The organism is Saccharopolyspora spinosa NRRL 18395, assembly GCF_000194155.1.
Lineage (GTDB): Bacteria > Actinomycetota > Actinomycetes > Mycobacteriales > Pseudonocardiaceae > Saccharopolyspora > Saccharopolyspora spinosa.
Genome location: NZ_GL877882.1, coordinates 69,092 through 92,665, shown reverse-complemented (window position 1 = coordinate 92,665; position 23,574 = coordinate 69,092). Strand labels below are relative to the sequence as shown.

Annotated in this window: 14 protein-coding genes and 2 pseudogenes; 3 read left to right on the top strand and 13 right to left on the bottom strand. The window is 66.6% G+C overall.

The window, feature by feature from the left end; translation table 11 throughout:
• Window positions 1-27: 27 nt before the first annotated feature.
• Both tal and tkt read right to left on the bottom strand, forming a co-directional pair.
• The gene (gene tal, locus SSPN_RS0136025) at window positions 28-1,113 is read right to left on the bottom strand and encodes a transaldolase (protein WP_010314631.1); all 1,086 of its coding nucleotides are present in this window, start codon (window positions 1,111-1,113) and stop codon (window positions 28-30) included.
• Entirely contained in the window at window positions 1,110-3,170 is a 2,061-nt protein-coding gene (tkt, locus tag SSPN_RS0136020) for a transketolase (protein WP_010314629.1), read from the bottom strand. Before tkt ends, tal begins: the two co-directional genes overlap by 4 nt.
• Before the next feature lie 875 nt (window positions 3,171-4,045).
• Between tkt and SSPN_RS47530 the strand changes: the two genes are divergently transcribed.
• Genes SSPN_RS47530 through SSPN_RS47525 form a run of 3 tightly spaced genes read left to right on the top strand, consistent with a single transcriptional unit; the run spans window position 4,046 to window position 8,930 of the window.
• The gene (locus SSPN_RS47530) at window positions 4,046-4,312 is read left to right on the top strand and encodes a hypothetical protein (protein WP_049887725.1); all 267 of its coding nucleotides are present in this window, start codon (window positions 4,046-4,048) and stop codon (window positions 4,310-4,312) included.
• Window positions 4,309-5,784, top strand: a complete 1,476-nt coding sequence (locus SSPN_RS54070; protein WP_049887724.1) for a heavy metal translocating P-type ATPase — start codon at window positions 4,309-4,311, stop codon at window positions 5,782-5,784. Before SSPN_RS47530 ends, SSPN_RS54070 begins: the two co-directional genes overlap by 4 nt.
• A complete protein-coding gene (locus SSPN_RS47525) occupies window positions 5,745-8,930 on the top strand; it encodes a cation-translocating P-type ATPase (RefSeq protein ID WP_049887723.1) in 3,186 nt (1,061 codons plus the stop codon). Before SSPN_RS54070 ends, SSPN_RS47525 begins: the two co-directional genes overlap by 40 nt.
• A gap of 28 nt (window positions 8,931-8,958) precedes the next feature.
• On the opposite strand, the gene SSPN_RS49650 is transcribed toward SSPN_RS47525, so the two are convergent.
• From SSPN_RS49650 to SSPN_RS47510, 11 genes and pseudogenes are all read right to left on the bottom strand, one after another.
• Window positions 8,959-9,339, bottom strand: a complete 381-nt coding sequence (locus tag SSPN_RS49650; RefSeq protein ID WP_010314626.1) for a hypothetical protein — start codon at window positions 9,337-9,339, stop codon at window positions 8,959-8,961.
• A gap of 113 nt (window positions 9,340-9,452) precedes the next feature.
• On the bottom strand, window positions 9,453-10,814 hold the full coding sequence (locus SSPN_RS0136000; RefSeq protein WP_010314625.1) for a wax ester/triacylglycerol synthase family O-acyltransferase: 1,362 nt from the start codon (window positions 10,812-10,814) through the stop codon (window positions 9,453-9,455).
• 474 nt (window positions 10,815-11,288) lie between these two features.
• Window positions 11,289-11,402, bottom strand: a pseudogene (locus SSPN_RS61020) (helix-turn-helix domain-containing protein); the annotation flags it as partial.
• Between the two features lie 140 nt (window positions 11,403-11,542).
• On the bottom strand, window positions 11,543-12,268 hold the full coding sequence (locus SSPN_RS0135995; RefSeq protein ID WP_203218538.1) for an ABC transporter permease: 726 nt from the start codon (window positions 12,266-12,268) through the stop codon (window positions 11,543-11,545).
• 69 nt (window positions 12,269-12,337) lie between these two features.
• Entirely contained in the window at window positions 12,338-12,943 is a 606-nt protein-coding gene (locus tag SSPN_RS0135990; protein ID WP_010314621.1) for an ABC transporter ATP-binding protein, read from the bottom strand.
• A 15-nt stretch (window positions 12,944-12,958) separates the two neighbouring features.
• Window positions 12,959-15,232 carry a polyprenyl synthetase family protein gene (locus SSPN_RS47515; protein WP_010314620.1) on the bottom strand — a complete coding sequence of 758 codons (2,274 nt, stop codon included), beginning with the start codon at window positions 15,230-15,232 and terminating at the stop codon, window positions 12,959-12,961.
• Window positions 15,233-15,500: 268 nt separating this feature from the next.
• On the bottom strand, window positions 15,501-15,668 hold the full coding sequence (locus SSPN_RS55970) for a hypothetical protein (protein WP_010314617.1): 168 nt from the start codon (window positions 15,666-15,668) through the stop codon (window positions 15,501-15,503).
• Window positions 15,669-15,932: 264 nt separating this feature from the next.
• Window positions 15,933-18,461: an MFS transporter gene (locus tag SSPN_RS0135975; protein ID WP_010314615.1), complete on the bottom strand. Its 2,529-nt coding sequence runs from the start codon at window positions 18,459-18,461 to the stop codon at window positions 15,933-15,935.
• Window positions 18,458-18,967 (bottom strand): MarR family winged helix-turn-helix transcriptional regulator, encoded by a 510-nt coding sequence (locus SSPN_RS0135970; RefSeq protein WP_010314613.1) that lies wholly within the window; start codon window positions 18,965-18,967, stop codon window positions 18,458-18,460. Before SSPN_RS0135970 ends, SSPN_RS0135975 begins: the two co-directional genes overlap by 4 nt.
• Before the next feature lie 301 nt (window positions 18,968-19,268).
• Window positions 19,269-21,191 (bottom strand): hypothetical protein, encoded by a 1,923-nt coding sequence (locus SSPN_RS0135965; RefSeq protein ID WP_010314611.1) that lies wholly within the window; start codon window positions 21,189-21,191, stop codon window positions 19,269-19,271.
• 757 nt (window positions 21,192-21,948) lie between these two features.
• Window positions 21,949-23,572 (bottom strand): annotated as a pseudogene (locus tag SSPN_RS47510) (long-chain fatty acid--CoA ligase).
• Between the last annotated feature and the right edge of the window lie 2 nt (window positions 23,573-23,574).

Below are 23,574 nucleotides of genomic sequence, written 5' to 3'. Positions count from 1 at the left end.
CGCGGCCCTCGGATCGGTCGGTTCGGGTCAGAAGGAGGGGCGGACAAGGGCGTCGCGCTGTGCGGAGATGCAGGCCAGAAGATCGTTCCAGGAGGCAACGAAGGATGCCGCGCCGTCGCTCTGGAGCTTGGCAGCGAGCGCCGCGACATCCACGCCTGCGTCGGCGAACCGCGCCAGCGTCGCGTCGCAGCCGTTGCCGTCGACGGGCATGGGCTCCCCCACCTCGCCGTGATCGTAAAAAGCCTTGAGCGTCTCATCGGGCATCGTGTTGACCGTGAACGGCGCGGCGAGTCCGTGGACGTACAGCGTGTCCGACGCGTCGGGGTCCTTGGTGCGGGTACTCGCCCACAGCAACCGCTGCATGCGTGCACCAACGTTCTCCAGGCGTTGTACCCGGTCCGAGTCCATCAGGCTGCGGTACGCCCGGTACGTGTCCTGTCCGACCGCGACGCCGAGCCGGTCCCGCAGTTCCTCCGGTACTTCGCTGCTGACAGCGGCATCCCAGCGGGACATGAAAACGGAGGCCACCGAGCCCACGGCCGGATCGAGTCCGCGCTCCGCCCTTCGCTCGACGCCCGCCAGGTACGCGTCGGCGGCAGCCCGGTAGTGGTCGGCCGAGAACAACAAAGTGACGTTCACCGGTACGCCCGAAGCAATGCACTCGGTGATAGCCGGGAGTCCTTGGGGGGTACCGGGGATCTTGATGAACAGGTTGCTCCGGCCCGCTCGCGCGTGCAGTGCCTTCGCCGCTTCGATGGTCCGCGCGGTGTCATACGCCAGAAGCGGCGAGACCTCCAGGGAAACCCAACCGTCCACACCGTCAGTTCGCTCGTGGATGGACAGGAAGAGATCGGCAGCTCGCTGGAGGTCCTCGATGGCCAGTTCGAAGAAGAGTTCCTCATCCGGCTGTCCTGACGCCGTTCTGGCACGGATGGCCGCGTTGTACGAGCCGGAAGAGATGGCTTTGTCGAAAATCGAGGGGTTCGACGTCAGACCGGTGACTGAGTAGTTATCGATGTAGTGCTGGAGCCGACCGGAGTCGAGCATGTCGCGAGTGATGTTGTCGAGCCACAGGCTCTGCCCGAGCTCGTGCAGGGTCTGAGTCGCTTTCACGTCATCGCCTCCTCAACCCGGACCAGTTCGCGTGCCACCTGCGAGACGCGCTCAGGTGTGAATCCGAACTTCGTGAGCAGCTGTTTGAGGGGTGCGGACGCGCCGAAGGTGTGCATACCCAGGATGCCTCCGCCTGCACCGACATACCGGTCCCAGCCGAGCGTGGAGGCCTGTTCCACCGCGACCCTGGCCGTCACCGCGGGCGGCAGCACCTGATCGCGGTACTCCTGCGGCTGACGGTCGAACAACTCCCAGCACGGCATGCTCACCACCCGGGACGCGATGCCCTCGGCGGTGAGCTCGTCATGCGCGGCCAAGGCCAACGACACCTCGGAGCCGGTGGCCAGCAGGATCACCTTGGGCTCGCCCGAGGGCACGTCTGCCAGCACGTAGGCACCCCGTGCGACACCGCTGGCCGCCCCGAGTCGACTGCGATCGAAGGTGGGAAGGGCCTGGCGGGAGAGGATCAGCGCTGCGGGCTCCCGGCGGAGGGCGGTGACCACTCGCCAGGTTTCGACGACCTCGTTCGCATCGGCGGGGCGGAAGACCAGCAGCCCGGGTGTTGCGCGCAGCCCGGCGAGCTGCTCGACGGGCTGGTGAGTGGGTCCGTCCTCGCCGACCCCGATGGAGTCGTGGGTGAAGATGTGGACGGTGGGGATCTCCATCAACGCGGAGAGGCGGATGGCTGCCTTGGCGTAGTCGGAGAAGATCAGGAACCCGGACCAGTACGGACGGAGCTTCGTCAGCGCCATTCCGTTGGCGACGGCGGCAGCCCCGTGCTCCCGGACGCCGAGGTGCAGGTTGCGCCCGGACCGGTCGTCGGGCTGGAAATCGCCCGCTCCGCCGAATGTGAGCCGGGTCTTGGTCGACGGTGCCAAGTCGGCGGACCCGCCGAGGATCCAGGGAACCGCCTCGGCCACGGCGCTCAGCACCTGGCCGGACGAATCGCGAGTCGCCAAGCCCAACGGATCGGCCGGGAAGGTGGGCAGCGCGGTGTCCCAACCGTCTGGGAGTTCCCGACGCTGGATCCGCTCCAGCTCCTCGGCGACATCGGGATATGCGCTGCGGTAGGCATCGAACGTCTTCGCCCAGCCGGTGCGCAACTCGGCGCCCCGCGCACCGATGCCCTGGGCGAACCAGCCGGGCACGCTGTCCGGAATGTGGAAGTCTTCATCCAGCGGGATTCCGAGGACGCGCTTGGTGGCTCTGACCCCCTCCGGCCCGAACGGCGCTCCGTGCGCTTTCGGTGAGTCCTCGACCGGCGAACCGTAGCCGATGTGACTGTGTACCAGAACCAGGGTGGGACGCCCGGTCTCGGCCTGGAAGGTGCGGAAGGCGCGGCCGATCTGATCGAGGTCGTTGGCATCGGTAACGGTGGTCACGTTCCAGCCGTAGGCCAGAAAGCGAGCGGCGACGTCTTCGGTGAAGGTGATGTCGGTGTGGCCCTCGATGGTGACCCGGTTGGAGTCGTAAATCCAGCACAGGTTGGACAACTGCAAGTGCCCGGCCATCGAAGCCGCCTCGGCGGAGATGCCCTCCATCATGCAGCCGTCCCCGGCGAGCGCGTACACGTCGAAGTCGAAAAGCGTGAAGTCGTCGCGGTTGAATCTCGCCGCCAGCCACTGGCCGGCGATCGCCATACCGACGGAGGTGGCGACCCCCTGGCCGAGCGGTCCGGTGGTCGTCTCGACGCCGCTCGTCCACCTGTACTCGGGGTGACCGGGACAACGCGAATCGAGCTGCCGGAAGGACTTCAGATCGTCGAGGGTTACCGCCGGGCGGCCGAGCACCTCGTAGTCGGGATCGACCGCGCGGACGCCGGTCAGATGCAGAAGCGACCAGAGCAGGGCGGAGGCGTGGCCCTCGGAGAGCACGAAACGGTCGCGGTTCGGCCAGATGGGATCGGCAGGATCGAAGCGCAAGAACCGCTGCCACAGCGTGTATGCAACAGGCGCCATGCCCATCGGAGTCCCGGGGTGCCCGGAATTCGCCTGCTGGATCGCGTCCATGCACAGACCGCGAATCGTGTTCACCGAAAGCGTGTCCAGATCGGTCATCGCTACGCCCCCGTGCTCTCGATGACGGTCTACGCCCGCACTGCATCGACGAGCCTGGTCAAGAAAGGCCGGGTGGAGCTGCGGCCAAGCGATGAGGCGGGTCACCGGTTCGAAAAGAACCCTCTTAGCAGGCCAGATTCTTGGATGTTCGGCCGAGCGTCGGCCACCTCTTGAACGAGCGTAGGTCTGCCCGCACCCACGCTCAACTTTTCAGCTGTACGTCCGAATCACCGGACGGGGCCTCTCTGCTTGGCGGCGGACGTCCGCACTGGTGAAAACCGCGCCGGGTTGTGGCTTAAGGCCCTTCTGATCAATTGCGAAAAGGGGCTCATTGCCGCACCTGATCTATTTTTGGGCGCGGTGCGCCCGACGGACCCGGACGCGGAGCTGTGCATCACGCGCTGGCCGACGTGACCGCCTCGGAAAGCCGGTGACCGTGAGTCGTCGGGCCGCGATGGCGGTGCATATCAGATCGCCAGTGAACGGCCACCACGCCAGGGGGCAGGTGACACCGCTTGCGTCCACGGCCAGTAACTGAAGACGCAGGAAGCGTGGTATTCGCCCCACGTGCGAGTTGTCTGTTTTGTCGCTGCTCGGACACGCTGCACAAGCGCTGGGTCCAAGATTCGCAATAGTGGGTCATCGTCGCTCGAACAGGGCATAACCCGGATTTCGAGTCTTCAATGGACCTTCACCGAACGTAGTCTCACGGCTTACTCGTTGTCAGTTCTGCTTGAGGAGACGTCGTGGCTACGAAACCCCCGAACGCGAAGTCTGAAGCGGGACGCACCAGTGGTTCCCGTGGTGGTCGCTCACAGGGCGCGTCGGGGAACGCCAGTAGCCCGCGGGCTGCGATGGTGAAGCTGCCATTTGGCATGGGGGAGTTTCGTCGTCCGGAGGTGCACATCCCGGGTCGTGAGGATGTCGCGGGCGTGGTCAACAGCGTGCGGGAGAACCTTCCCTCTCCTGGGCAGTTGGCGTTTTACGGCGGCCTGGGAGCGCTGGCGGCATTGTCGGTGATCGAGTGGCCGGTGGCGGCCGCGATCGGTGTCGGTACGGTGGTCGCGCAGCGGGCCAGTGAGGGAACCTCGGGTTCAGCACCGGCGCGGTCCGGGGCTCGCTCAGACCGCACGGGGGCGTGACCGCGCTTGGTGGGTTGAAGACGCTGGCGTCGCAGCTCGCGGCGCCAGCGTTGGTCGTCGCGCGCGGTGTCTTGGGTGGCGGCGACAGTCGGCGGGCGTGGGCCGCGGACGGGCGCGCGCACATCGCGGTGCGCGGCGTGCACGAGCGGGGGACCGAATCGGCGGCCGAGCAGATCACCGATCGGCTCACGCAGCTTCCTGGCGTGCGGTGGGCCGAGGTCAACGCAGCGCTGGGGCGAGTGGTCGTAGGGCACGACCCGGAATCGATCGAGCTCGCTGAACTGGTCAGCGCCGTGGAAGACGCCGAGCAGGCCTGCGGCATGGGCGAGCGTCCCCGCTGCGAGACCGGCGCGGTGCGCCCAGGCGATGTCGCCAGGATGTTCGGCAACACGGTGGTGATGGGGGCGAACCTCGCGGGTGTGGGTTATGCCGTGGCGGCCCGCTGGCTGCCGGTACCCGCCGTGCCACCGTCCATTCCGGCGTTGATCTCCACCGCTGACTCCGTGCAGGGGACTCGCGCCGCCGTCCAGTCGCGGCTGGGCGCGTCGGCCACGGATTTGTTGTTCGGCCTCGGCAGCGCTGCGGCGAACACCCTGGCCCAGCGGCCGACGACCTTGTTGTCAGATGCCGCGCATCGGTTCTGCTTGGTACGGGAGTCCCAGGCGGTGCAGCGAAGCTGGGCGCGGCGGGAAGCCGAGCTCGGCGACCGGCCCGAGTACCACCGGTGTGAGCCCGTCGACGTGGGCGCCCGCCCGGCACCGCTGCCGGGCGGACCGATCGAACGCGTCGCGAACGCCTCGGCCGTTGCCGGGCCCGCAGCCTTCCTCGGAACCCTGGCGGTGACACGTAGCCTGCTGCGGGCACAGGGGTTTCTGGTGGCAGGGGTGCCACGAGCCGCCGGGCTGGGCCGAGACGCGTTCGCGGCACAGCTCGGGATCGCGCTCTCCGAACGCCATGCGCTGGTGCTCGACCCACAAATCCTGCGAAGGCTGGACCGGATCGACACGGCCGTAATCGACACGACGGCCCTGCGCACCGGAACACAGCGGGTGCGCGACGTGATTCCGCTCAACGGCGAAGTCGACATCGCGGGATTGTGGGAGCGGGCACACGCCTTGGTCAGCGTGATGACGCAATCAGATGCGGTAGAAGACGGCTGGGCGCTCTCGAGGGCGCGAACCGGGGATCTGCCGCACGTGGAGCTGGAAAACAGGATTCGTCAGGGCACCGACCGGGGCATAAGAGCCTGCACCCTCCACCGAGGCGGGCACCCCGTCGCCCTCGTCGAAATCGAGGAGGAACTGGCGCCCCTGACCGACGAGCTTCTCGCCACGGCCCGCGAGGTGGGCTCGGTTGTGCTCGCCGGAGCGGACACGCGGCTTGCGGGTCAATTCGATGCCGATCGCATCGCTCCCGCCGGCGCGGGACGCTCGTGCGGGAGTTGCAGGCCGAAGGCCACGGCGTCGCCGTGATCTCGACGCGCAATCGCGCGGGCCTGGCCGCCGCCGACCTCGGAATCGGCGTCACCGGCCACGGACCACCCCCGTGGGGCGCGCACCTGATCACCGGACCCGGCCTTGGCGAGGCGTGCGCCCTGCTGCGGTTGATCCCCACCGCGCGCACCGTCAGCCGGCGCAGCGCCCAACTCGCCGTCATCGGCTCCGCCAGCGGCGCCCTGCTGGCCGCACTCGGACCCGCCATCGGCAGCCAGGCCCGCGCGGCCGTGCCCGTCTCCACCTGTGCGCTGCTGGCCCTCGGCGCCGGAACATATTGGGGCATGCAAGCGGGCCGGCGCCCCGTACCGTCCGACACCGCCCGCACGCCCTGGCACACCATGTCCCCGTCCACAGTGCTGGAACTCCTCGGTAGCTCACCGAACGGCCTGACCGAGGGCGATGCGCAACAGCGCGCACTCAGTCGCCAGGACCACTCACAGCCGGGCCGCACCAGCCTGATCCTCGCGAGCCTGGACGAATTGGCAAGCCCGCTGACACCCGCGCTGGCCGGAGGCGCCGCAATCTCCGCCACCATCGGAGCGACCGCCGACGCGGTCATCATCAGTGGCGTGCTGGGCTTGAACGCGCTGATCGGCGGCGTGCAACGGGTCACCGCCGACCGCGCATTGCGCAAACTCCTGGATGCCACCGCGATCCCGGTCGCGTTGCGCCGCAAGGACAAACGCACCCGCGTGCCCGCCGACGAACTCGTACCCGGCGACGTCATCGACCTGGTGGCAGGCGACGCCGTCCCCGCGGACTGCCGCCTGCTGGAAGCCGACGGGCTCGAAGTCGACGAATCCAGCCTGACCGGCGAATCCCAACTCGTCACCAAAACCACCGCCGCCACCCCCGCGGCAGCGGTCGCCGACCGGCATTGCATGCTCTACCAAAGCACCGCGATCGCAGCCGGACGCGCCGTCGCAGTCGTCGTCGCCACCGCCGCGTCCACCGAAGCCGGCAGCGCGGCAATCCCCGACGACGCCCCGGACCGTCCCGGCGGGGTGGCGGCGCGCCTGCGGACCCTGACCAAAGTCACCGTGCCAATTGCCATCGGAGCCGGCGGACTGCTACTGGTCGCGGACCTCATCCGGCGGCAACCCATCGGCGCGGCCCTCGGCCGAGCCGTAAGCCTGGCCGTCGCCGCCGTCCCAGAAGGCCTGCCATTCGTCGCCACCGTCGCCGAACTGGCCGCAGCCCGGCGACTGTCGAAACGCGGTGCCCTCGTACACAATTCCTCGACAATCGAAGCACTGGGCCGAGCGGACGTGCTGTGCTTCGACAAGACCGGCACCCTCACCGAAGGACGCATCGCCCTACGCGGGGTATCCAACGGGGCCACCACCCGCACCATCGAAAACCTATCCACAGCGGATAGAAAGATCCTCGCGGCAGCACTGCGCGCCAGCCCGCTGGCCGACAACGGTGAACTCCTGCCGCACCCCACCGACCGCGCAGTCGTCAACGGTGCCCGCGACCTCGGGGTGCAGCCCAGCGAAGGCACCGCGGGCTGGCAACTCGTCGAGGAACTCCCCTTCGAACCTTCGAGGGGCTACCACATGGTGCTCGGACGGGTCGGCAACAACCACCTGCTCAGCATCAAGGGCGCGCCGGAGGTCGTACTCGCCCAATGCACCCACTGGCGCCGCGACAACGCAGACGTGGCCCTCGACGATGCCGCACGCCTGGGAGTGGAAAAGGAATTCGACCGATTGGCCCGCCAGGGATACCGCGTGCTGGCCGTCGCCGAACGACCCGCCACCGGCCGCCGCGACCTCGACGACTCCCGCCTGCGCAACCTCCGGCTGACCGGCCTGATCGCCCTGGCCGACCCGGTCCGCCCCACCGCAGCCGCCGCCGTGGACCAACTACAGCAAGCCGGCGTGCAGATCATCATGATCACCGGCGACCACCCCAGCACCGCCGAAGCCATCGCCGCCGAACTCGGCATCCTGGGCGGCCACCAGATCATGACCGGCACCGACCTCGACACCCTCACCGACGACGAACTGGCCGCCAAAGCCGCCAACGTCGCGGTATTCGCCCGCACCACCCCAGCGCACAAAGCACGCATCGTCCACACACTGCAACGCACCGACCGCGTCGTCGCCGTCACCGGCGACGGAGCCAACGACGCCCCCGCGATCAGAATCGCCGACATCGGCATCGCCCTCGGCGAACGCGCCACACCCGCCGCCCGGGAAGCCGCCGACGTCGTAGTCACAGACGACCGCATCGAAACAATCGTGGACGCCATCGTCGAAGGACGCGCCATGTGGGCCTCAGTGCGCGACTCCCTGGCCCTGCTGCTCGGCGGCAACCTCGGCGAAATCCTCTTCACCGTCGCCACCGGCCTACTCACCCCCGGCGGCTCGATGAACGCCCGCCAAATGCTCCTCGTCAACCTCCTCACCGACGTCATCCCGGCGATGGCGATCGCAGTGCGTCCCCCACCAGAGATCACACCGGAAATGCTCCTGGAAGAAGGACCCGACGCCTCCCTCGGCGCCGCACTGCACCGCGACATCTACCGGCGCGGCATCATCACCGCCGCATCCGCGTTCACCGCCTGGTTCCTCGGCCGCGCCACCGGAACCCGCCGACACGCCGACACCGTCGCGCTCGTCGCACTCGTCGGCGCCCAACTCGGCCAGACCCTGGTCATCCGCGGACGCACCCCACTCGTCGTGGCCGGCGCGCTCGCATCGATGGCGGCACTGGCCGCCATCGTGCAAACCCCCGGCCTCAGCCACTTCTTCGGCTCCACGCCCCTACTACCCCACGGCTGGGCCATCGCCCTGGGCTGCACCATCACCGCCAGCGCAGCCGGCCTCATCCTCCAGCCACGAGCACGCAACCAACAGAACATGCCGTCAGAAAACGACAACATCGTCGAGACCGTGGCCGATCATCGCCACACCGACCCGGAAACCACAACCCACGATCACGACGGCGGCGAAGACCGAGCGCTTTCCTTCACATGGGGGCGAACGCCGGTCCGGGCCAACCACACCCAACCGGACCAGCACGACCGCCCCGCAAGCCGAGACCACGCCAACGGGCAGCCGCCGGAGCAAGTGCCGTCCCTTGCCCTCGCGGAAGAGACGCCGGAACGATCTTGACCGTGCGCCCAGCCACGGCAACCCGTTGTCACGCCCACAGTTTCGCCACATCGTTGTGAGAGACGGCCACGCCCTCGGTGCGCTTGATATCGGCGGCCATCTCCTGGCTCGACCAGTGCGACAGCCCCGTCTCCCCTAGCGGGCTCGCCAGCGTCAGCGCCAGAATTCGCCCCGAATCCTGGCCGGAACGGTGGATCGGTGGCTGCACCGGTATGCCGCTGAGGGGATCGTGGGTCTGCTGGATCAGTTGTATGCCGCGCTTCGCGAGGACCACGACACCCCCAGCCAACACCGTGACTTCCTTCTTGCGCCTGCCTACCGCGCACCACAACACAATCCACGCCCGCGTCGCTACCCGCGCCAGCACATCCCGACTGTTCGCCAGGGCCCGCCCACGCGGCTTCCTCACCCGTCGACTGCTCCACAGACCCGGTCCAGCGGCACACTCTACGATCCCGCCCTGCACGGCGGCGAACCCGCCGCCGCAGCCAGACTTCGATCTCGAGGTTGACGCAGGGGGCATCATTGCACGAGGTCGTCGAGTTCGGCGAGCGCGCGTGGCAGGGCGTGGTGGAGCTTTTCGATGTCGGGCAGTGCGCTTCGGTTCGCAAGGAGTCCGATGTGGACGTTGTCCCGGTAGGGACAGGCGGCGATGGACAGGGCGTGCCCGGCGGGCAACGGCACCAGGGGATAGAGCTGGTGCAGGCGGGCGCCGTCCAGGGAGACCTCGATGTCGGGCAGGGGCACGTTGGTGATCACGGTGTCGAATAGCAGGTGGGCGGCGTGTGCGGCGATCGGAGTGAGGAACTGGTGCAGCAGCGGCGGCAGTTGAGAGGCCAGCACGGGCAGTGCACCGGCACCGCAGGTGGGCCCCTTGGACTTGTTGCGGCGCATGGAGCTTTGGATCAGCGCGAGTCTGGCCGACGGGTCGGGCTCATGGACGGGTAGGTCGCAGAGGTAGGCGGAGAGCTGGTTGTTGCCCGAGTCGTTGGTCTGGCGGTGTTGGGCGGGAATGAGCGCGCGCAGGTCGAGCTCGTGGACCGGGTGGCCCCGGGTGGCCAGCCACTGCCGCAGCGCTCCGGTGACGATGGCGAGCACGATATCGTTCGTGGTGCCGCCGTAACGACGCTTGATGCGGCGAAGATCTGCTAGGGGCAGGGTGAGCATGTCGACGCGCTTGGCGACGGTGTGCGGAGCCGCCAAGGGTGAGCGGTGGGCCAGCCGAAGGTGGCCGAGCACGGACGTGGCGATCTCGACCGTCTCAGGCCGACGCAACACCTGCAGGAAGTCACTTGCGGCAGAGAGAGTCTCGTCGAACACCTGGCGCGCTTTCCCCGGGTCGCTCAGCATTGAGGCAGCGGCGCCGAGGATGCTCGGCGGGATCGTGTGCTCGGGCAGGGTGTCCTCCGGGGTGAAGCCGTCCAACAGGCCGAGGCCGAGCTCGACGGCACTCGCGCCATCGGCCAGCGCGTGGTGGAGCTTGACGAACACAGCAAAACGGTCGCCCTCGAGACCCATGATCACGTGGATTTCCCACAGCGGTCCGGAAACATCCAGCGGAAAGCTCATGAGTTCGGAGACCAGCGTTTCCAGCTCGGGCTCCCCGCCCGGGCAGGGCAGGTGGCGCGCGGCCACGTGGTTTTCCGCGTCGAAGCCGGGCTGGGGTTCCCAGTGGGCGTGACCGGGTACCCGCCATGATTTGTTGACGCGCAGGCGCAGGCGGGGTTGACGTGAGGCCCGGTCGGCGATCAGCTCCACCAGCCGTGCACCGTCGACCGGCCGACCAGGTCCGAAGACCGCGACGGCACCGAGATGCATAGGAGTGAGCTCCCGCTCCAGGCACAGGAACACCGTGTCCAACGCGCTGATAGTCTGCCTCGCCATCCCTACCCCACACCGTAATCGTTCTGCCGTCGCGACCTGTCAAACATTGCTCGTTGCTGCTTTGAGCTCGCTATCGGAGGACACTTTCGTGGGAGTCCGCAAATGATCCTGGGATCGTCACTCAGATGGGTGTGTCGGGAAGTGGCCGCGAGCAACCTCGTCGTGAAACTCCCCTGTTCGCCGACAGAGGCTCACCCCGCCCTCGTCGTGCAGCCTGGGCAATCTCGTCGTACATCCTGTGGGGCTTGTTTAAGCATCGCTGCAGATGAAGACGCCAACTCGGCAATCACTGGGAACCGTCCACCCCGGCACCGGCTCCGTGCTGACCGACGCCACCGGATGGTTCGGCCGGCTCGCGGGTCACCTCGCGCCCGCGCGGCTAACAGACGTACGGCTCTCCGTGCTGACCGACCGCAAATTACGCCTGCCGGGAATTGAGGCGCCCAGACAGCGCAGACAGGTCTGCGGTGCGTGTCAAGTCGCGGCTCGTTTCCTCGGAGATCGCTTGAGCCGATAAGAGAGTGTCTGTCTGTGGATCTGCAGCTCCGCTGCCGTGGTGTCCCAGCTGCGATCATGTCGGAGGTAGGCAAATAGCGTGTCGGTGCGCTTGTCCGTTGACCCGTGGCGCCTGGACTTCGACCGCGCCGGTAGACGTCAGGACCTCCCTCACGGGCCTGGCGGTAATTGGTGGTCGAAGACCGGGATGCTCGAGACGACGGCAAGCCCGACTATGTTGCGGGAATCCCGGTTGTCGTGGACACGCGGCCACCACGGTTTTGGTCGCGGGTCCGCCGCAGGAACGCCAGCAGTCCCATGACGGTGAGCAGGGCGCACCAGGACAGCTGCAGCAGCAGGTGTGCGACGGGGATAACTGTGGTAAATCCAGCGGTGGTCGCGGCTTGCATCGCTCCGTAGGACGGCAAGATGCGGAGGAAGTCGCTGTCCGCGGCGGGGTTAGGGATCGGGTTCTGCAGTGAGATGTCAATGATGCTGATCATGACGATGAGGAACATGCCTTCAAGTTCGCCACGCAGCAACGCGCCCAGCATCACGCCGAGCGCGCCGTAGGTCAGCGCGTCGGTGAACACACTCACCGCGAGCAGCAACGGCTGCTGGGGATGCCAGAAGCACCACGTGATCGCGGTGGCGTAGCAGGAGAGCACGGTTGAGACCAGCACGAGGGCGACCACCTTGGCGGCGAGCAGGTGGCCGCGCGGGTATCCCGCCATCGCAAGCCGTCGGTCGAACGCGCTGGATTTGAACGTGACGGTGAACATCATGAAGCCGACGATCTGGGTGACGGCGTTGAGCGCGCCCGAGATCTGGGTCAGCTCGTTGCCTTGCGCAAGCACGGTTTGGTCCGTGGCGCGCAGGTAGAACTGGACGGGCATGTTCGCGATTATCGTGTAGGCCAGGGTCAGCCAGATCGGCACATATAGCGCCACCAGCCACATGGCGAGGCGATTGCGAAGGTGTTCGAGCAACGCCATCCGGGTGGCAGTACCGAAGCGCGTCCACCACATCTACCGGCCTCCGTGGGAAGTAGAGCCTTCGCACAGGACGCCCGCCGCAAGGCGGTGCAGCGTGTCGAGGCGGTCGGCGTCGTAGGCGAGGTGGGAGATCACCAGCACCGAGCGGCCGCGGTCGCGCAACCGCTGGGCAAGTTCCCAGAACCGCAGGTAGGTCTCCCAGTCGAAGCCCTGGTAGGGCTCGTCCAGCAGTAGCACGTCCGGGTCGTGCATGAGCGCGATGGTCAGGTTCAGCTTCTGCCGCGTACCGCCGCTCAGCACACCGACGCGCTCATCGAGAAAGTCCGCGAACTGTAGTACGTCAATCAACTCGTGGGCGTAGCTGAGGTCGGGAAGTCCGTACGCCACCTGGAAGAAGGCGAGGTGCTGGGCGACGGTGAACGCGTCGTTCAGCACCACATGCTGAGGACAGTAGCCGAGCCGTCCGCTCACCGAGGCCGTTCCGTTGGTGGGGGTCAGCTCGCCGCACAGGATGCGCAGCAACGTCGTCTTGCCCGCTCCGTTCTCGCCGACAACCCCGACGAGGCTGCCGGGCAAAACCTCGAAGGTGACGCCACGCAAGACCTGGCGCTTGCCGTAGCGGTGGTATAGCTCGTTCACGCGAAGGACCATCGTTCACTGTCCACTGTTGACGTATTCGCCCGCTGCGGCCTCGTGGTCGCCCGCTGCAGGCTCGTGTTCTCGCAGCGAGGCGTAGAAGCCAAGGGCGCGCACCATTGCCTTGGCGAAACTCTTGGGCAGCAACGGGTCCAGCGAGGCCCACGCCGCGTCGACCTGCGCCTTGGCGTCGTCGTAGCAGGCCTGCACCGCGCCGCACTCCGCCAGTGCGGCAGCGACCTCTCGCACGTTCGCGTCGTCGGCGTTGCCGTCACGCACGGCCGTCCAGATAGCGGCCATCCGGTCGTGCGGCAACCGTCCCACCGCCTGCGCCAGCGGCATCGTCACCTTGCCCGCGCGCAAGTCCTCGCCGATGTGCTTGGTAGCGCGGACCTCGCCAGACGGCAGGCGGTTTGTGACACCGTCGAGGTCCATCACGTCGTCGGTGATCTGATACGCCAGCCCGACAGCCTCGAAGTAGTTGCCCATAGCAGTAATTTGCTCATCGCTCGCCCCGGCGGCCAGTGCGCCGATCTCGGCCAGCGTACGGGAGTAGGCACCGGTCTTGAGCCGCTGCGCCCAGCGCAGACCATCTAGCAACGCGGTCGGATCACCGGTCGCGACCGCGAGGTTCATGGCGTCGTGGTGTCCAGTGATGTCGATGCCCTGCCCCACGTGCGCACCCCGCATTGCCCGTAGGTAGATCTCGTAAGCGCGTAAGCGGCGCCGCTCGTCCGGCAGGACTTCGGCCAGGACGCGGTCAAGCACGAAGTAGGAAGCGGTACCCGCGTTGATGGCCGTTGGCGCGCCGAACACCAAATGCGCAGTCGGCTCGCCCCGCCGCATCGGCGAGTCGTCTTCCACGTCATCGACCATGAGGTAGCCCGCGTGGATCAGCTCGGTCACGGCGAGCAGCTGCCGGTACTGCTCGGCCCGCACACCGAACAGTTCGAGCGCGGCGCAGGTGACAAACGACCGCCATCCCCGGCCGGATGTGTCCGAGACGTAGCGCAGGGGCCGGACCATAGCGTCGTACACGACCGCGTGGGGTGCGCCGGATGCCTCCCGCGCGGCGAGTGCCGCGGTGAGCGCTTCGCTCGGGGAATCCGGGTACAGCTTGCGCACCTCGTCGTGCGTGACGTCCCGAAGACGCCCGAGGAACTCCTCGATCCGCGCGACCCTGTTGGCAGGCATCCCTTCGATGAACGCGCGGCCCGACACCGGTTCGCCCCGCATGGTGCCGCGCACGTTCGCGCAAGCCTCCAGATAGGAGCCGTGGGTGACCATCGTGAGGATTTCCTGCTGCGGGAGCTCGGCTTCGACGACGACGTCCAGTTCCAGCGCGGGCGCGGACAAGGTCCATCGCGTGGGGTAGGTGTTCAACGAGGACAGTGATGTCCACGGCCGGTCACCGACCAACTCGACATCGCAGGACACCCGCTCGCAGTCCGGCGAGTACGCGGTGGCGAACCGCTGGGTGAACATGCTTCGGCGGGAGTTGACGTCGATGTGGTCGATCGTCGCCGCGCTGATCTCCCAGCCGTTGTCCAGCTGGATCCCCGTCCAGTTCCAAGTACCGTCCGGGTAACGCTGGTCCCCGTCCGGCCGCAGGTACTCCGAGCCGAAGGTGTGCTCGTACCAGCCGCTGCCGGACACTGTGGCGTTCCCGATGCGGCCTTGCACCGCCATGCTTGGGGCGAAGTAAGAGAACGCCTGCGACTCCGGGCCCTGAAACCTGACCTGAAACACCTCATCGTGCTGGATGATGGGCGGCTTCACAGGCGTCAAGACCAGATCGCACGACTGCGTTTCGTCGTGAAACGTGACGTGATAAGAGCCGTCCGCCAGCTTTCGCAATGTCGCGACATCGCCGTAACGCAAATCGAGCTCCCGCTCGGCGATCATCACCTCGCCGCCCATGAGCAGGTCGGGAGCGACCGGGGTGCCGTCGTCGAAGAGTTCCACAAGCGCCTGCCGCACACCGGGATCCATGACCGCGTCGTTCGTGATCGTGGTGCGCACGGTGTCGATCCAGCCTCGATCAACCCACACCGCACTCGTGTGCCTTCCAGCCGTGTGATCGGTCCGTCCGATCATGGCGAAATGCGCGCGCAGCGGCTCCCCCTCAGCACGCGTCGCCAGGTGGCGGGTGAACACAAGGACCAGGCCGACGTCGTCACCATGCTCGGTCGTGAGGTGGGTGTGGAAGTACCACCACTCCATGCCGCAATCCAGGTGCGGCAAATCATCCACTACGGGGTCGATCGTGGCTCCCGGCAGATACCGCACCATCTACCAAACCTCCTACTCACCGTAACTGATCGTGCGCATTATGTACCACAGATCGATGATTCCGGATCAATCGGGTAGCCCGCTGAACACCCCTCGTGGTCGTGAGATAGAGGACTCTCCCTCGATCATGTGGTGGGTTCTCTCGGCAGAGCCGAACCAGTAGCGCCGAGACCCGAGCGGCCGCCTTCCACCAACGCCACCCGAACCCTTAACGATCTTTCGGGGGTGGTTTTTAGGTGATCTTGGTTAGAGTGAAAGGCCTGTATGGTCAAGGAAAGCGAAGCACAGCTCGCAGCCGCTGCCGACCCGCGCCAGGCCGATCCAGATGCTCCCGCAGGCCGGTGAGGAACTCGATCAGCGAGGCGGTGTTGTAGGTGCCGTATTTGGTCTGGAACACGAACGCGGCCTGGCTGCGGTCGGGCTGATAGGCCAGCACACCGGCGTTGCCTGCGCCAGCCCAGCCGCTCGCGCAGGATCGGTTAGGTCTGGGTGGTCGAGTACCGCACTGCGGTCACCCGTTCGATCACCTCGGCCAGACAAACCACGTGAACGGCCGGCCGAACAGATTTTCCGAGGTGAAGGGCACCTCGACCAAGTAAGTCGGCCAAGGTGCCCTTCCCGCGCCACCTGATCTCGTGATCAAGATTGCCAAGGGCAGTGGGCACTGCTCCCACTGCCCTTTGGCATTGAGTGTGCGAACTCAGGGCTGTTCCGTCAGCTCCTCGGCCGCGTCGTAGCTGAGGTGCACGTCGTGCGTTGCGGCCCCGCCGAGCAGGTTGACCCGGCTCGACACCGGCGGATACCCGCTCGCCACCACCGTGTAGTCACCCACCGGAAGGTCGCTGATCAGGTAGCGGCCCTCGATGTCGGTTCTGGCCACCGCCGCTGTTTTGCCATCGGCGTCGATCACCGTGATCAGCGCGTCCGGCACGATACGGCCGTCGCTGCGCGCCGTGCCGCTGAGCGGCACCGCACCGACCAATTCGATGTCGTGGTGCAGCAGTCCGCTATCCGGCACGGTCAGGGTCACCGCGATCGGGCGGTAGCGATCCCCGCTGGCCACCAGCGTGTAGTTGCCCGCTCCCACGCCGCGGAACGAATACGCGCCGTCTTCCTTGGTGACGAATGCGCCGTTCACTTCGCCGCGCTCATCGGTCAGCGTCGCGGTGATGCCTTCTAGCGGAGTGCCACCACCGGACGACCGGACAACACCGGCCAGTTCGCCGGAGCCGGTCAGCGTGATGTCCAACGTCGTCGAAGCCTCCGTGACAACCACGCTGGACGCCTCGGGCTGGCAACCGGTCGCGGAAATGATCAGCACGTGGCTCCCCGCACCGGGGACGGCGACCGTGTAGCTGCCGTCGGCGGAGCCGACAGCCCTGGCCACCTGCTTCCCGTCCTGGTCGATCAGGGTCACAACCGCGCCTTCAACGGAGGTTCCGTCCTGGCGACGCACATGCCCGCTGATCGACCGAGTCGCCTCCAGGTCCCCCGACATCGCGGCAGCGAACCGGGGTCGGTACTCGCCGTGCCCGTTCGACAGGGCGCGCTTGCCCGCGCCCGCCAATTCTTTGTCCGATGTGGACTTCGGCTCGGTCCAAACCGGCTTGGTCGGCTGCTCGTCAAGCAGCGCTTCGCCGCCCTCCACCGCCGATGCAGCAGGCGCCGGGCCACCGGCGAGTGGGATCTCCTTCATGAACAACAGGACGAGGCAAGCCAACAGCGCGACCCCGGCCGCGACGTAGAACACCGTGGTGATCGACTCGGTGAAGCCGATCAGCACCGGAATCCGCAGCTGGTCGGGCAGTTGTGCGATCACACCCGTGTTGGACTGCAGGGTGCCCAGTTGTCCGCTCGCGGCGGCCGGCAGGTTACCGCCGAAGGCCTTCTCGATGTTTTTCGGGAGCACGTTGAACAAGACGGTCAGGAACACCGCGACACCGATCGTCCCGCCCATCTGCCGGAAGAACGTCGCCGCCGCGGTGGAAACACCCATGTCCCTGCGGGGCCCCGCGTTCTGCACCGCGATGATCAGCGTCTGCATGCAGTTTCCGAGGCCGAACCCGATGATTCCTGCGGCCACCAACGGCAACCACAGCGGGCTGTCGTACTCGACCTGGGCGAACACCACCGCGCCGACCGCGACCAGGAACGTGCCGATCACCGGCAAGAACTTGTACCGGCCGGTGCGCGAGGTGATCTGCCCCGAAATGACCGACGCGGACATGATGCCCGCCATCAGCGGAAGCGTCAGCAGCCCCGACTCGGTGGGCGTGTAGCCCTGCACCACCTGCAGGTACTGCGGAATCATCGTGATCGCACCGAACATCGCGACGCCGACGATGACCCCGCCAAGGATCGCCACGGTGAACGTGGAGTTCTTGAACAGGCGCAGCGGGATCAGAGCCGCGTCCTTCATCACGTACTCGATGAACAGGAACAGCACCAAGCCGACCGAGGCGATCGCGTAGCAGATGACGGCGTCGGTCGAGCTCCATCCCCACTTGTTGCCCTGCTCGGCGATCAGCAGCAGCGGCACCACAGTGGCCGCCAGGGCCAGGCCGCCCCACCAGTCGATGCGGTGGTTGTGGCGCTGGTGCGGCACGTTGAGGACCTTGGCGACGACCAACAGCGCGATGACGCCGATCGGCACGTTCACCAGGAAGACCCACCGCCAGCCGTCGAGGCCGGCCAGCTCGTCGATTCCAGCGAACAGCCCGCCCAGCACCGGGCCGAGCACCGTCGAAACGCCGAACACGGCCAGAAAGAAGCCCTGGTACTTCGCGCGCTGACGCGGCGGCACGATGTCGCCGAGGATGGTCATCGCCAACGACATCAAGCCGCCCGCACCGAGCCCCTGAACGGCGCGGAACGCGGCGAGTTCGTACATCGACTGAGCGATCGTCGACGCCGCGGATCCGATCACGAACACCGAGATCGCGATCAGGTAGAGCGGCTTCCTGCCGTAGATGTCGGAAAGCTTGCCGTAGATCGGCGTCGCGATCGTGGAGGTGATCAGGTAGGCGGTGGTGATCCACGCCTGCAGGTCGAAACCGTTGAGGTCGTTGGCGATGCGGACGATCGAAGTGCCGACGATCGTCTGGTCCAGCGCCGCCAGGAACATCCCCGACATCAAGCCGATCAGGATGGTGACGATCTGGCGGTGGGTCAGGTTCGGCCCTTCTCCGGCCGTTTCTGATTCCGCTGGACTCTTTGTTGCCGTTGTCATTCGTGGCCCCCCTTGGCCTGTGGCGCACACGTCGGCTCGGCGAGGCTCGGAGTGCGTGCTTCGATATCGGTGTTGAGTCGAGCGAAAAGGCTGGTCAGCGCCTGGCGGTCGGCCTGCGACCAGTCGGCCAGCACCTCTGCCAACCACCTGGCGCGCTGGTCGTGCGCTTCCCGGAAGATCCGTTGCCCCTCGGCTGTCGGCGCCAGCAGGCTGGCACGGCCGTCATCGGGGTCGGCTTGACGCTCCACCAGGCCGTGCTGGACGAGCGCGTTGCTCTGCCGGCTGATCGTGGAGATCTCGGAGTGCAGCGCTTCGGCGAGCCGGCCGGTGCGCTGCGGCCCGTCCTGGATGAGGCGGAACAGGATCGCGTACGCGGACTGCTCGATCCCGTCCGGGCCCTTCTTCGTGAATCGGGATTTGGCGCGGTGGACCAGCCGGACCAGGCGGGTGAGCTGAGCACCAAGCTCCTCTGCGGTGTCAAGCTCAGCGTTGGTGTGGTGATCCATTGGTCGGTCTTTCGGTTCGAATGTCGCTTTTGTAGCGGTTTGCTTGTTGTCTGCAACAAGTTGCTGACTACAAGCATGCATTCGAACGGCCCTGCCGCACCACTCAATTAGGGGATGTGTGGCCGAGCGCACCTTAGTTGCCCAGTGCAACTTTACAGAGAGCGTCGCCCTTGGCGTCGGCACCCGTCATATCCGGACACCAGGAGCTGACCGCTCGGCCACCCCTGGGATGCGCACCGTGGAAGTCGACCGGCGGAGGTGCTGAGCCGCGAACCAGAGCTCGCCGACGTGGGCGGACCGCCTACCGGTCGGACTGCCGTATGTAGCGGTAGTGCTCGCGGGCCAAGCGGCCCAGGTCACGCAGCACCGGGCGGACGATCCCCGAGCTCGGACGCGGTGGATCGACCGGCTCCGCTACCGCCTCCTGGAACCGCAACAGTCGGTAGCCCAGCGCCTTGGCATGCCGGTACTCGGCGGTTCCCAGCAACACCGTGGTGACCAGCCCGAATACGTTCAACGCGAGCCACAACTCAAGCGGAACGTTCTTCGTGTCGCCGCCGACGAATTCCTGGATGCTGATCGACACCGCGAACACAGTACCCGCGAGAGGCGCGAGCAACGGGTTGACCTCGCTCATCCACACGCTGGTGCGCACAGCCCAGTAGAACGTGCACACCACGAACGGCACGCACCACAGCAGCGCGACTACGCCCAGCAGGATCAGCGGCAAAACCACGACGAAGGTCAGCCAAGCCGCTACGAACGCCAGCAACACCACGCCGACGATGATCCCGAGCGGCAGCGGAATCACGATCAGCGCGAGTGCTGCCCGCTTGACCATCCGCACGAACCCGGGCCACAGCTGGTGGCCGTAGCCGTTCCGCCGCGCATCGAGCGCCATCAAGATCGGCAACGGCGCGATGAACACCGCGAGCCCGATGGTGGCATACCCCTTCCCCACCAGGTCCCAGAACAGATCCAACAGGCCCCGGAATCCGATCGTGGTGGCGACGACGACGAACAAACCGGCGACGGTGCGCCAAAAACCGAGCCGGTCCAGCAACCGATCCCGTTGCAGCGGGCCGACCTCGGGCTTGAACAGGTACCTAGCCGTCGACCACGGGAAGACCACGACTGCGAACATTCGCGGCTTGGCCGCATCAGCCTGGCGTGCCACCTGCTTTCGCCGCACGAAGCGGGCGATCGGGCCGAACGGCCTCGCGATCCCGCGTCCCACTACCGCGACCGCGTTGCCGATACCTGCCGCGATGCGACGCGCCCGCTGCCGGTACTGCGGTGAAACCCCCGCATTTCCATCGGATTCCGGAAGCTGGACGGGTGCTCGAAGTCCGAGCGGCAACGTCGGAGCGTCGGGCGACGCGGCACCGCTGTCCTGCCACACCGGTTCCGGCCCGCTGCGGACCCGGAATCCGACCGCCCGAGCCCGCCTGAACTCGAAGACCGCGAGCACCAGCGTCCCGACAACTCCGCAACCCACCACCACGAGCAACAACGTTTCCGCGGAACCGAGCTGCGCCACTCCCTGCCCGATGACCAGCAACATCAGCGCGGCCGAACCCATCAACCCGAGCAGCGGATGGACCTCGCCCAACCACAGCCCGGACCGCGCCGCCCAATACATGGCACAACAGCCGAAGATCGGGAACCAGACATAGCTGATCAGCGCCCCGATGCTCTCGGTGAGCGCGTCGGCCTCCTCCTCGTCGGAGACGACCGTGTCGCCGTTGTCGAAGCGGGTGATCAGGTTGCCGTCCCCGTCGCGGGTGGTCTCGTAGTGGCGGTCCGTTACGCGGCCGTCCTCCACGATGCGCAGCGTTCCGCGCTCCACCAACGGGGATTCATCGGTTACTTGCCCCAACACCAGCAACGACAACGAGATGCAGACCGCGCCGAGCAGCAGCCGCCACAGCATCCGCAGCGCCCCCGGGAACAACCTGCTCCGCTGACCGGACCGCGTCGCCAAGAGCAGCCCGACGAACAGCACCGGAACGAGCAACGCAGCAGGCAACCAGATGTGCGCAAAGACGTCCCACGAGCCGACGAGCACGCCCCCCGGCCGCCGGAGGTCAACGATCGCCGCCACCACCGCCAACGTGACGAACACCGCGCGCAAGGACGCGAGCAGCGTCAGCTTCCAGTCACGAACCCGTTCACCGGTCTTCGGCTTGAGCAGGAACCGCGCCGCCATCCACGGCGCGACCACGGTCAGGACAACCCGCTTGGCCTGCTCCTGCCAACGCTTCCGCTGGAAGAAGTACGGCTGCGGCGGCGGAACCGGATAGTGCGGCGGGAGCGCCGGGTAGTGCGCCGGCGGATACGGCTGGCGATGCAGGTTCGACGCGTGCCCCCGAGCGGCGCCGGATCGGGAAATCCAATCCTGGCAAAGTCGGCAGTGCGACGGGTGAAACCCCGAAAGGGGGTCTTGCCCGTTCCTCGGCTGTCCCAGCGGAAGTTCCTCCCGTTCCCCAGCGACCTGTTCCGGAGCCGCAGCCGATTATCTGCAACCACACCGCCGCCTATGCGGACGACGACGAAGATTCGCACGAATGGCCCAGCCCTGTCGTGCCGGATGTCAGTTTGCCTAAGACTGCAACTTAAGTTCAGGAATAGCTCCTTGGTGGAGTCGTCGCGCTTCTCCGGGGATGTTCTTGTGCATCGGCTTGCTGCAGGCGGCACTCCCGCTCAAACGGACGCCGCGGTGGTCGTAGGTGACCTCCTCCAGCGGCTCGGCAAGTCGCTCGCCGTGCTGGTCGACGGCTCGACGACGGCACGATGGGCAGAGCGTTTCCTGTGCTCTGGGCCTGATTCGCCCGCACACACAGGATGCGGACTCGTCACGGACCATCGGCGGCAGACGGCAGATACGGAACCAATGGCAGCGTTCCCGCATTGCTCAACTGGTACGGAGCTTTGGCCACGATGGTGCCATTTCATATCGAGCGCAGTGCTGCTCCAGTTGATCACGTTGCCATGCTGGCCGTGATACTTCCATCGGCGTGCAGCCGGCGCAGGGTCTTCTTGTCGAACTTGCCCACGGACGTCTTGGGGATCTGTTGAAGGTACGTCCACCACTCCGGAAGTTGCCACTTGGCGAACCTGGTCGCGAGGAACGAGCGGAGCTCTGCGAAATCGGCCGACGTGCCGGCCCTCAGCACCACCACCGCGAGCGGCCGCTCTCCCCACCGCCTGTCCGGAACACCTACCACGACAGCTTCGGCCACCGCGGGATGTTCCATGAGCGCGTTCTCCAACTCGACCGAGGAGATCCACTCACCTCCGGACTTGATGACGTCCTTGGTGCGGTCCGTCAGCGTCAGGAAGCCGTCAGAGCTGATCGCGCCGACATCGCCGGTGCGCAGCCAGCCGTCCTGAAACTGCTCGGTGTCCCCGGCCCCGTAATAGGTTCCCGTGACCCAAGGCCCACGCACCTGCAGCTCGCCGATACTCTCGCCATCGTGCGGAAGCGGTCGACCGTCAATCCCGACCAGTCGTGCCTCGACCGCAGACGGAAACCGGCCTTGGGAAAGGCGCCGCGCCCACGCCGTCGCCTCGCCCGCTTCGTGAGGTTCTCGGGCTACCGAACCGATCGGCGACGTTTCCGTCATGCCCCAAGACTGGATCGCGGTGATTCCGTGCCTTTCCTGGTACGACCGGATCAAGTTCGGAGGGCAAGCGGATCCGCCGATGAACACCTCACGCAATGACGAAACATCGGCCGGGTTCGCCTCCAGCTCGTCGAGCAACGTCGTCCAGACCGCGGGCACACCTCCCGCGATCGAGGGCCGTTCAGCGGCGATGAAGGCGGCCAATCGGTTGGCGTGCAGGAACTCATCCGGCATCAGCAAGTCTGCCCCGGTCATCAGCGAGGCGTACGGCAGCCCCCATGCCAGGGCGTGGAACATGGGGACGACTGCCAAGACCCGGTCCCGTTCCGCGACCCCGAACCCCTGCCCCATGCACGCCTGCATGGAGTGCAGCCAGATCGAACGGTGCGAGTAAACCACGGCCTTCGGATTTCCGGTCGTCCCGCTCGTGTAGCACATCGCGGCGGCGGCACGCTCGTTACCGGCGATCCAACAATACTCAACCGGTTGCCGCGCGAGAACCTCTTCGTAGGAATGCACCTGTGCACTCGTGTCCGAGAGCGCCGAGAGGTCCCCCGGCGATGTCACGAGCAGGTGCTCCACCGTCTTCATTTCCGGGAGCACCTGCGAAAGCAGCGGAACAAGCTTCCCGTCGGCGATCAACACCCTGTCTTCGGCGTGGTTCGCGATATACGCGATCTGCTCCGGGGAAAGACGAATGTTGAGCGGGTGCAACACCGCACCCATAGCAGGCACGGCCAGATAAGCCTCGAGGTGCTCGGCGTTGTTCCACATGAACGTGGCAACCCGCTGGTCATCGTCTACGCCGAGGGCAGCCAACGCATGGGCGAGTTGCGCGGCGCGCACCTAGCTCCGCGTATGACCGACGTCGGGCACTGTCGCCCCTCCAGGTAACAACCTCGCCATTGCCGTAGACCGTGGTGCCGTATTGCAGCAGTGTCGCCAAAGAAAGCGGACGGTCCTGCATCGTGCTACGCATAG

Bases quoted from the DNA above. Each gene is read 5' to 3' on its own strand.
- SSPN_RS0135995 (WP_203218538.1), bottom strand. From the start codon at position 12,268: ATGTGGCTGGTGGCGCTATATGTGCCGATCTGGCTGACCCTGGCCTAC.
- SSPN_RS0135970 (WP_010314613.1), bottom strand. From the start codon at position 18,967: ATGGATCACCACACCAACGCTGAGCTTGACACCGCAGAGGAGCTTGGT.
- SSPN_RS0135975 (WP_010314615.1), bottom strand. From the start codon at position 18,461: ATGACAACGGCAACAAAGAGTCCAGCGGAATCAGAAACGGCCGGAGAA.
- tkt (WP_010314629.1), bottom strand. From the start codon at position 3,170: ATGACCGATCTGGACACGCTTTCGGTGAACACGATTCGCGGTCTGTGC.
- SSPN_RS47530 (WP_049887725.1), top strand. From the start codon at position 4,046: ATGGGGGAGTTTCGTCGTCCGGAGGTGCACATCCCGGGTCGTGAGGAT.
- SSPN_RS0136000 (WP_010314625.1), bottom strand. From the start codon at position 10,814: ATGGCGAGGCAGACTATCAGCGCGTTGGACACGGTGTTCCTGTGCCTG.
- SSPN_RS47515 (WP_010314620.1), bottom strand. From the start codon at position 15,232: ATGGTGCGGTATCTGCCGGGAGCCACGATCGACCCCGTAGTGGATGAT.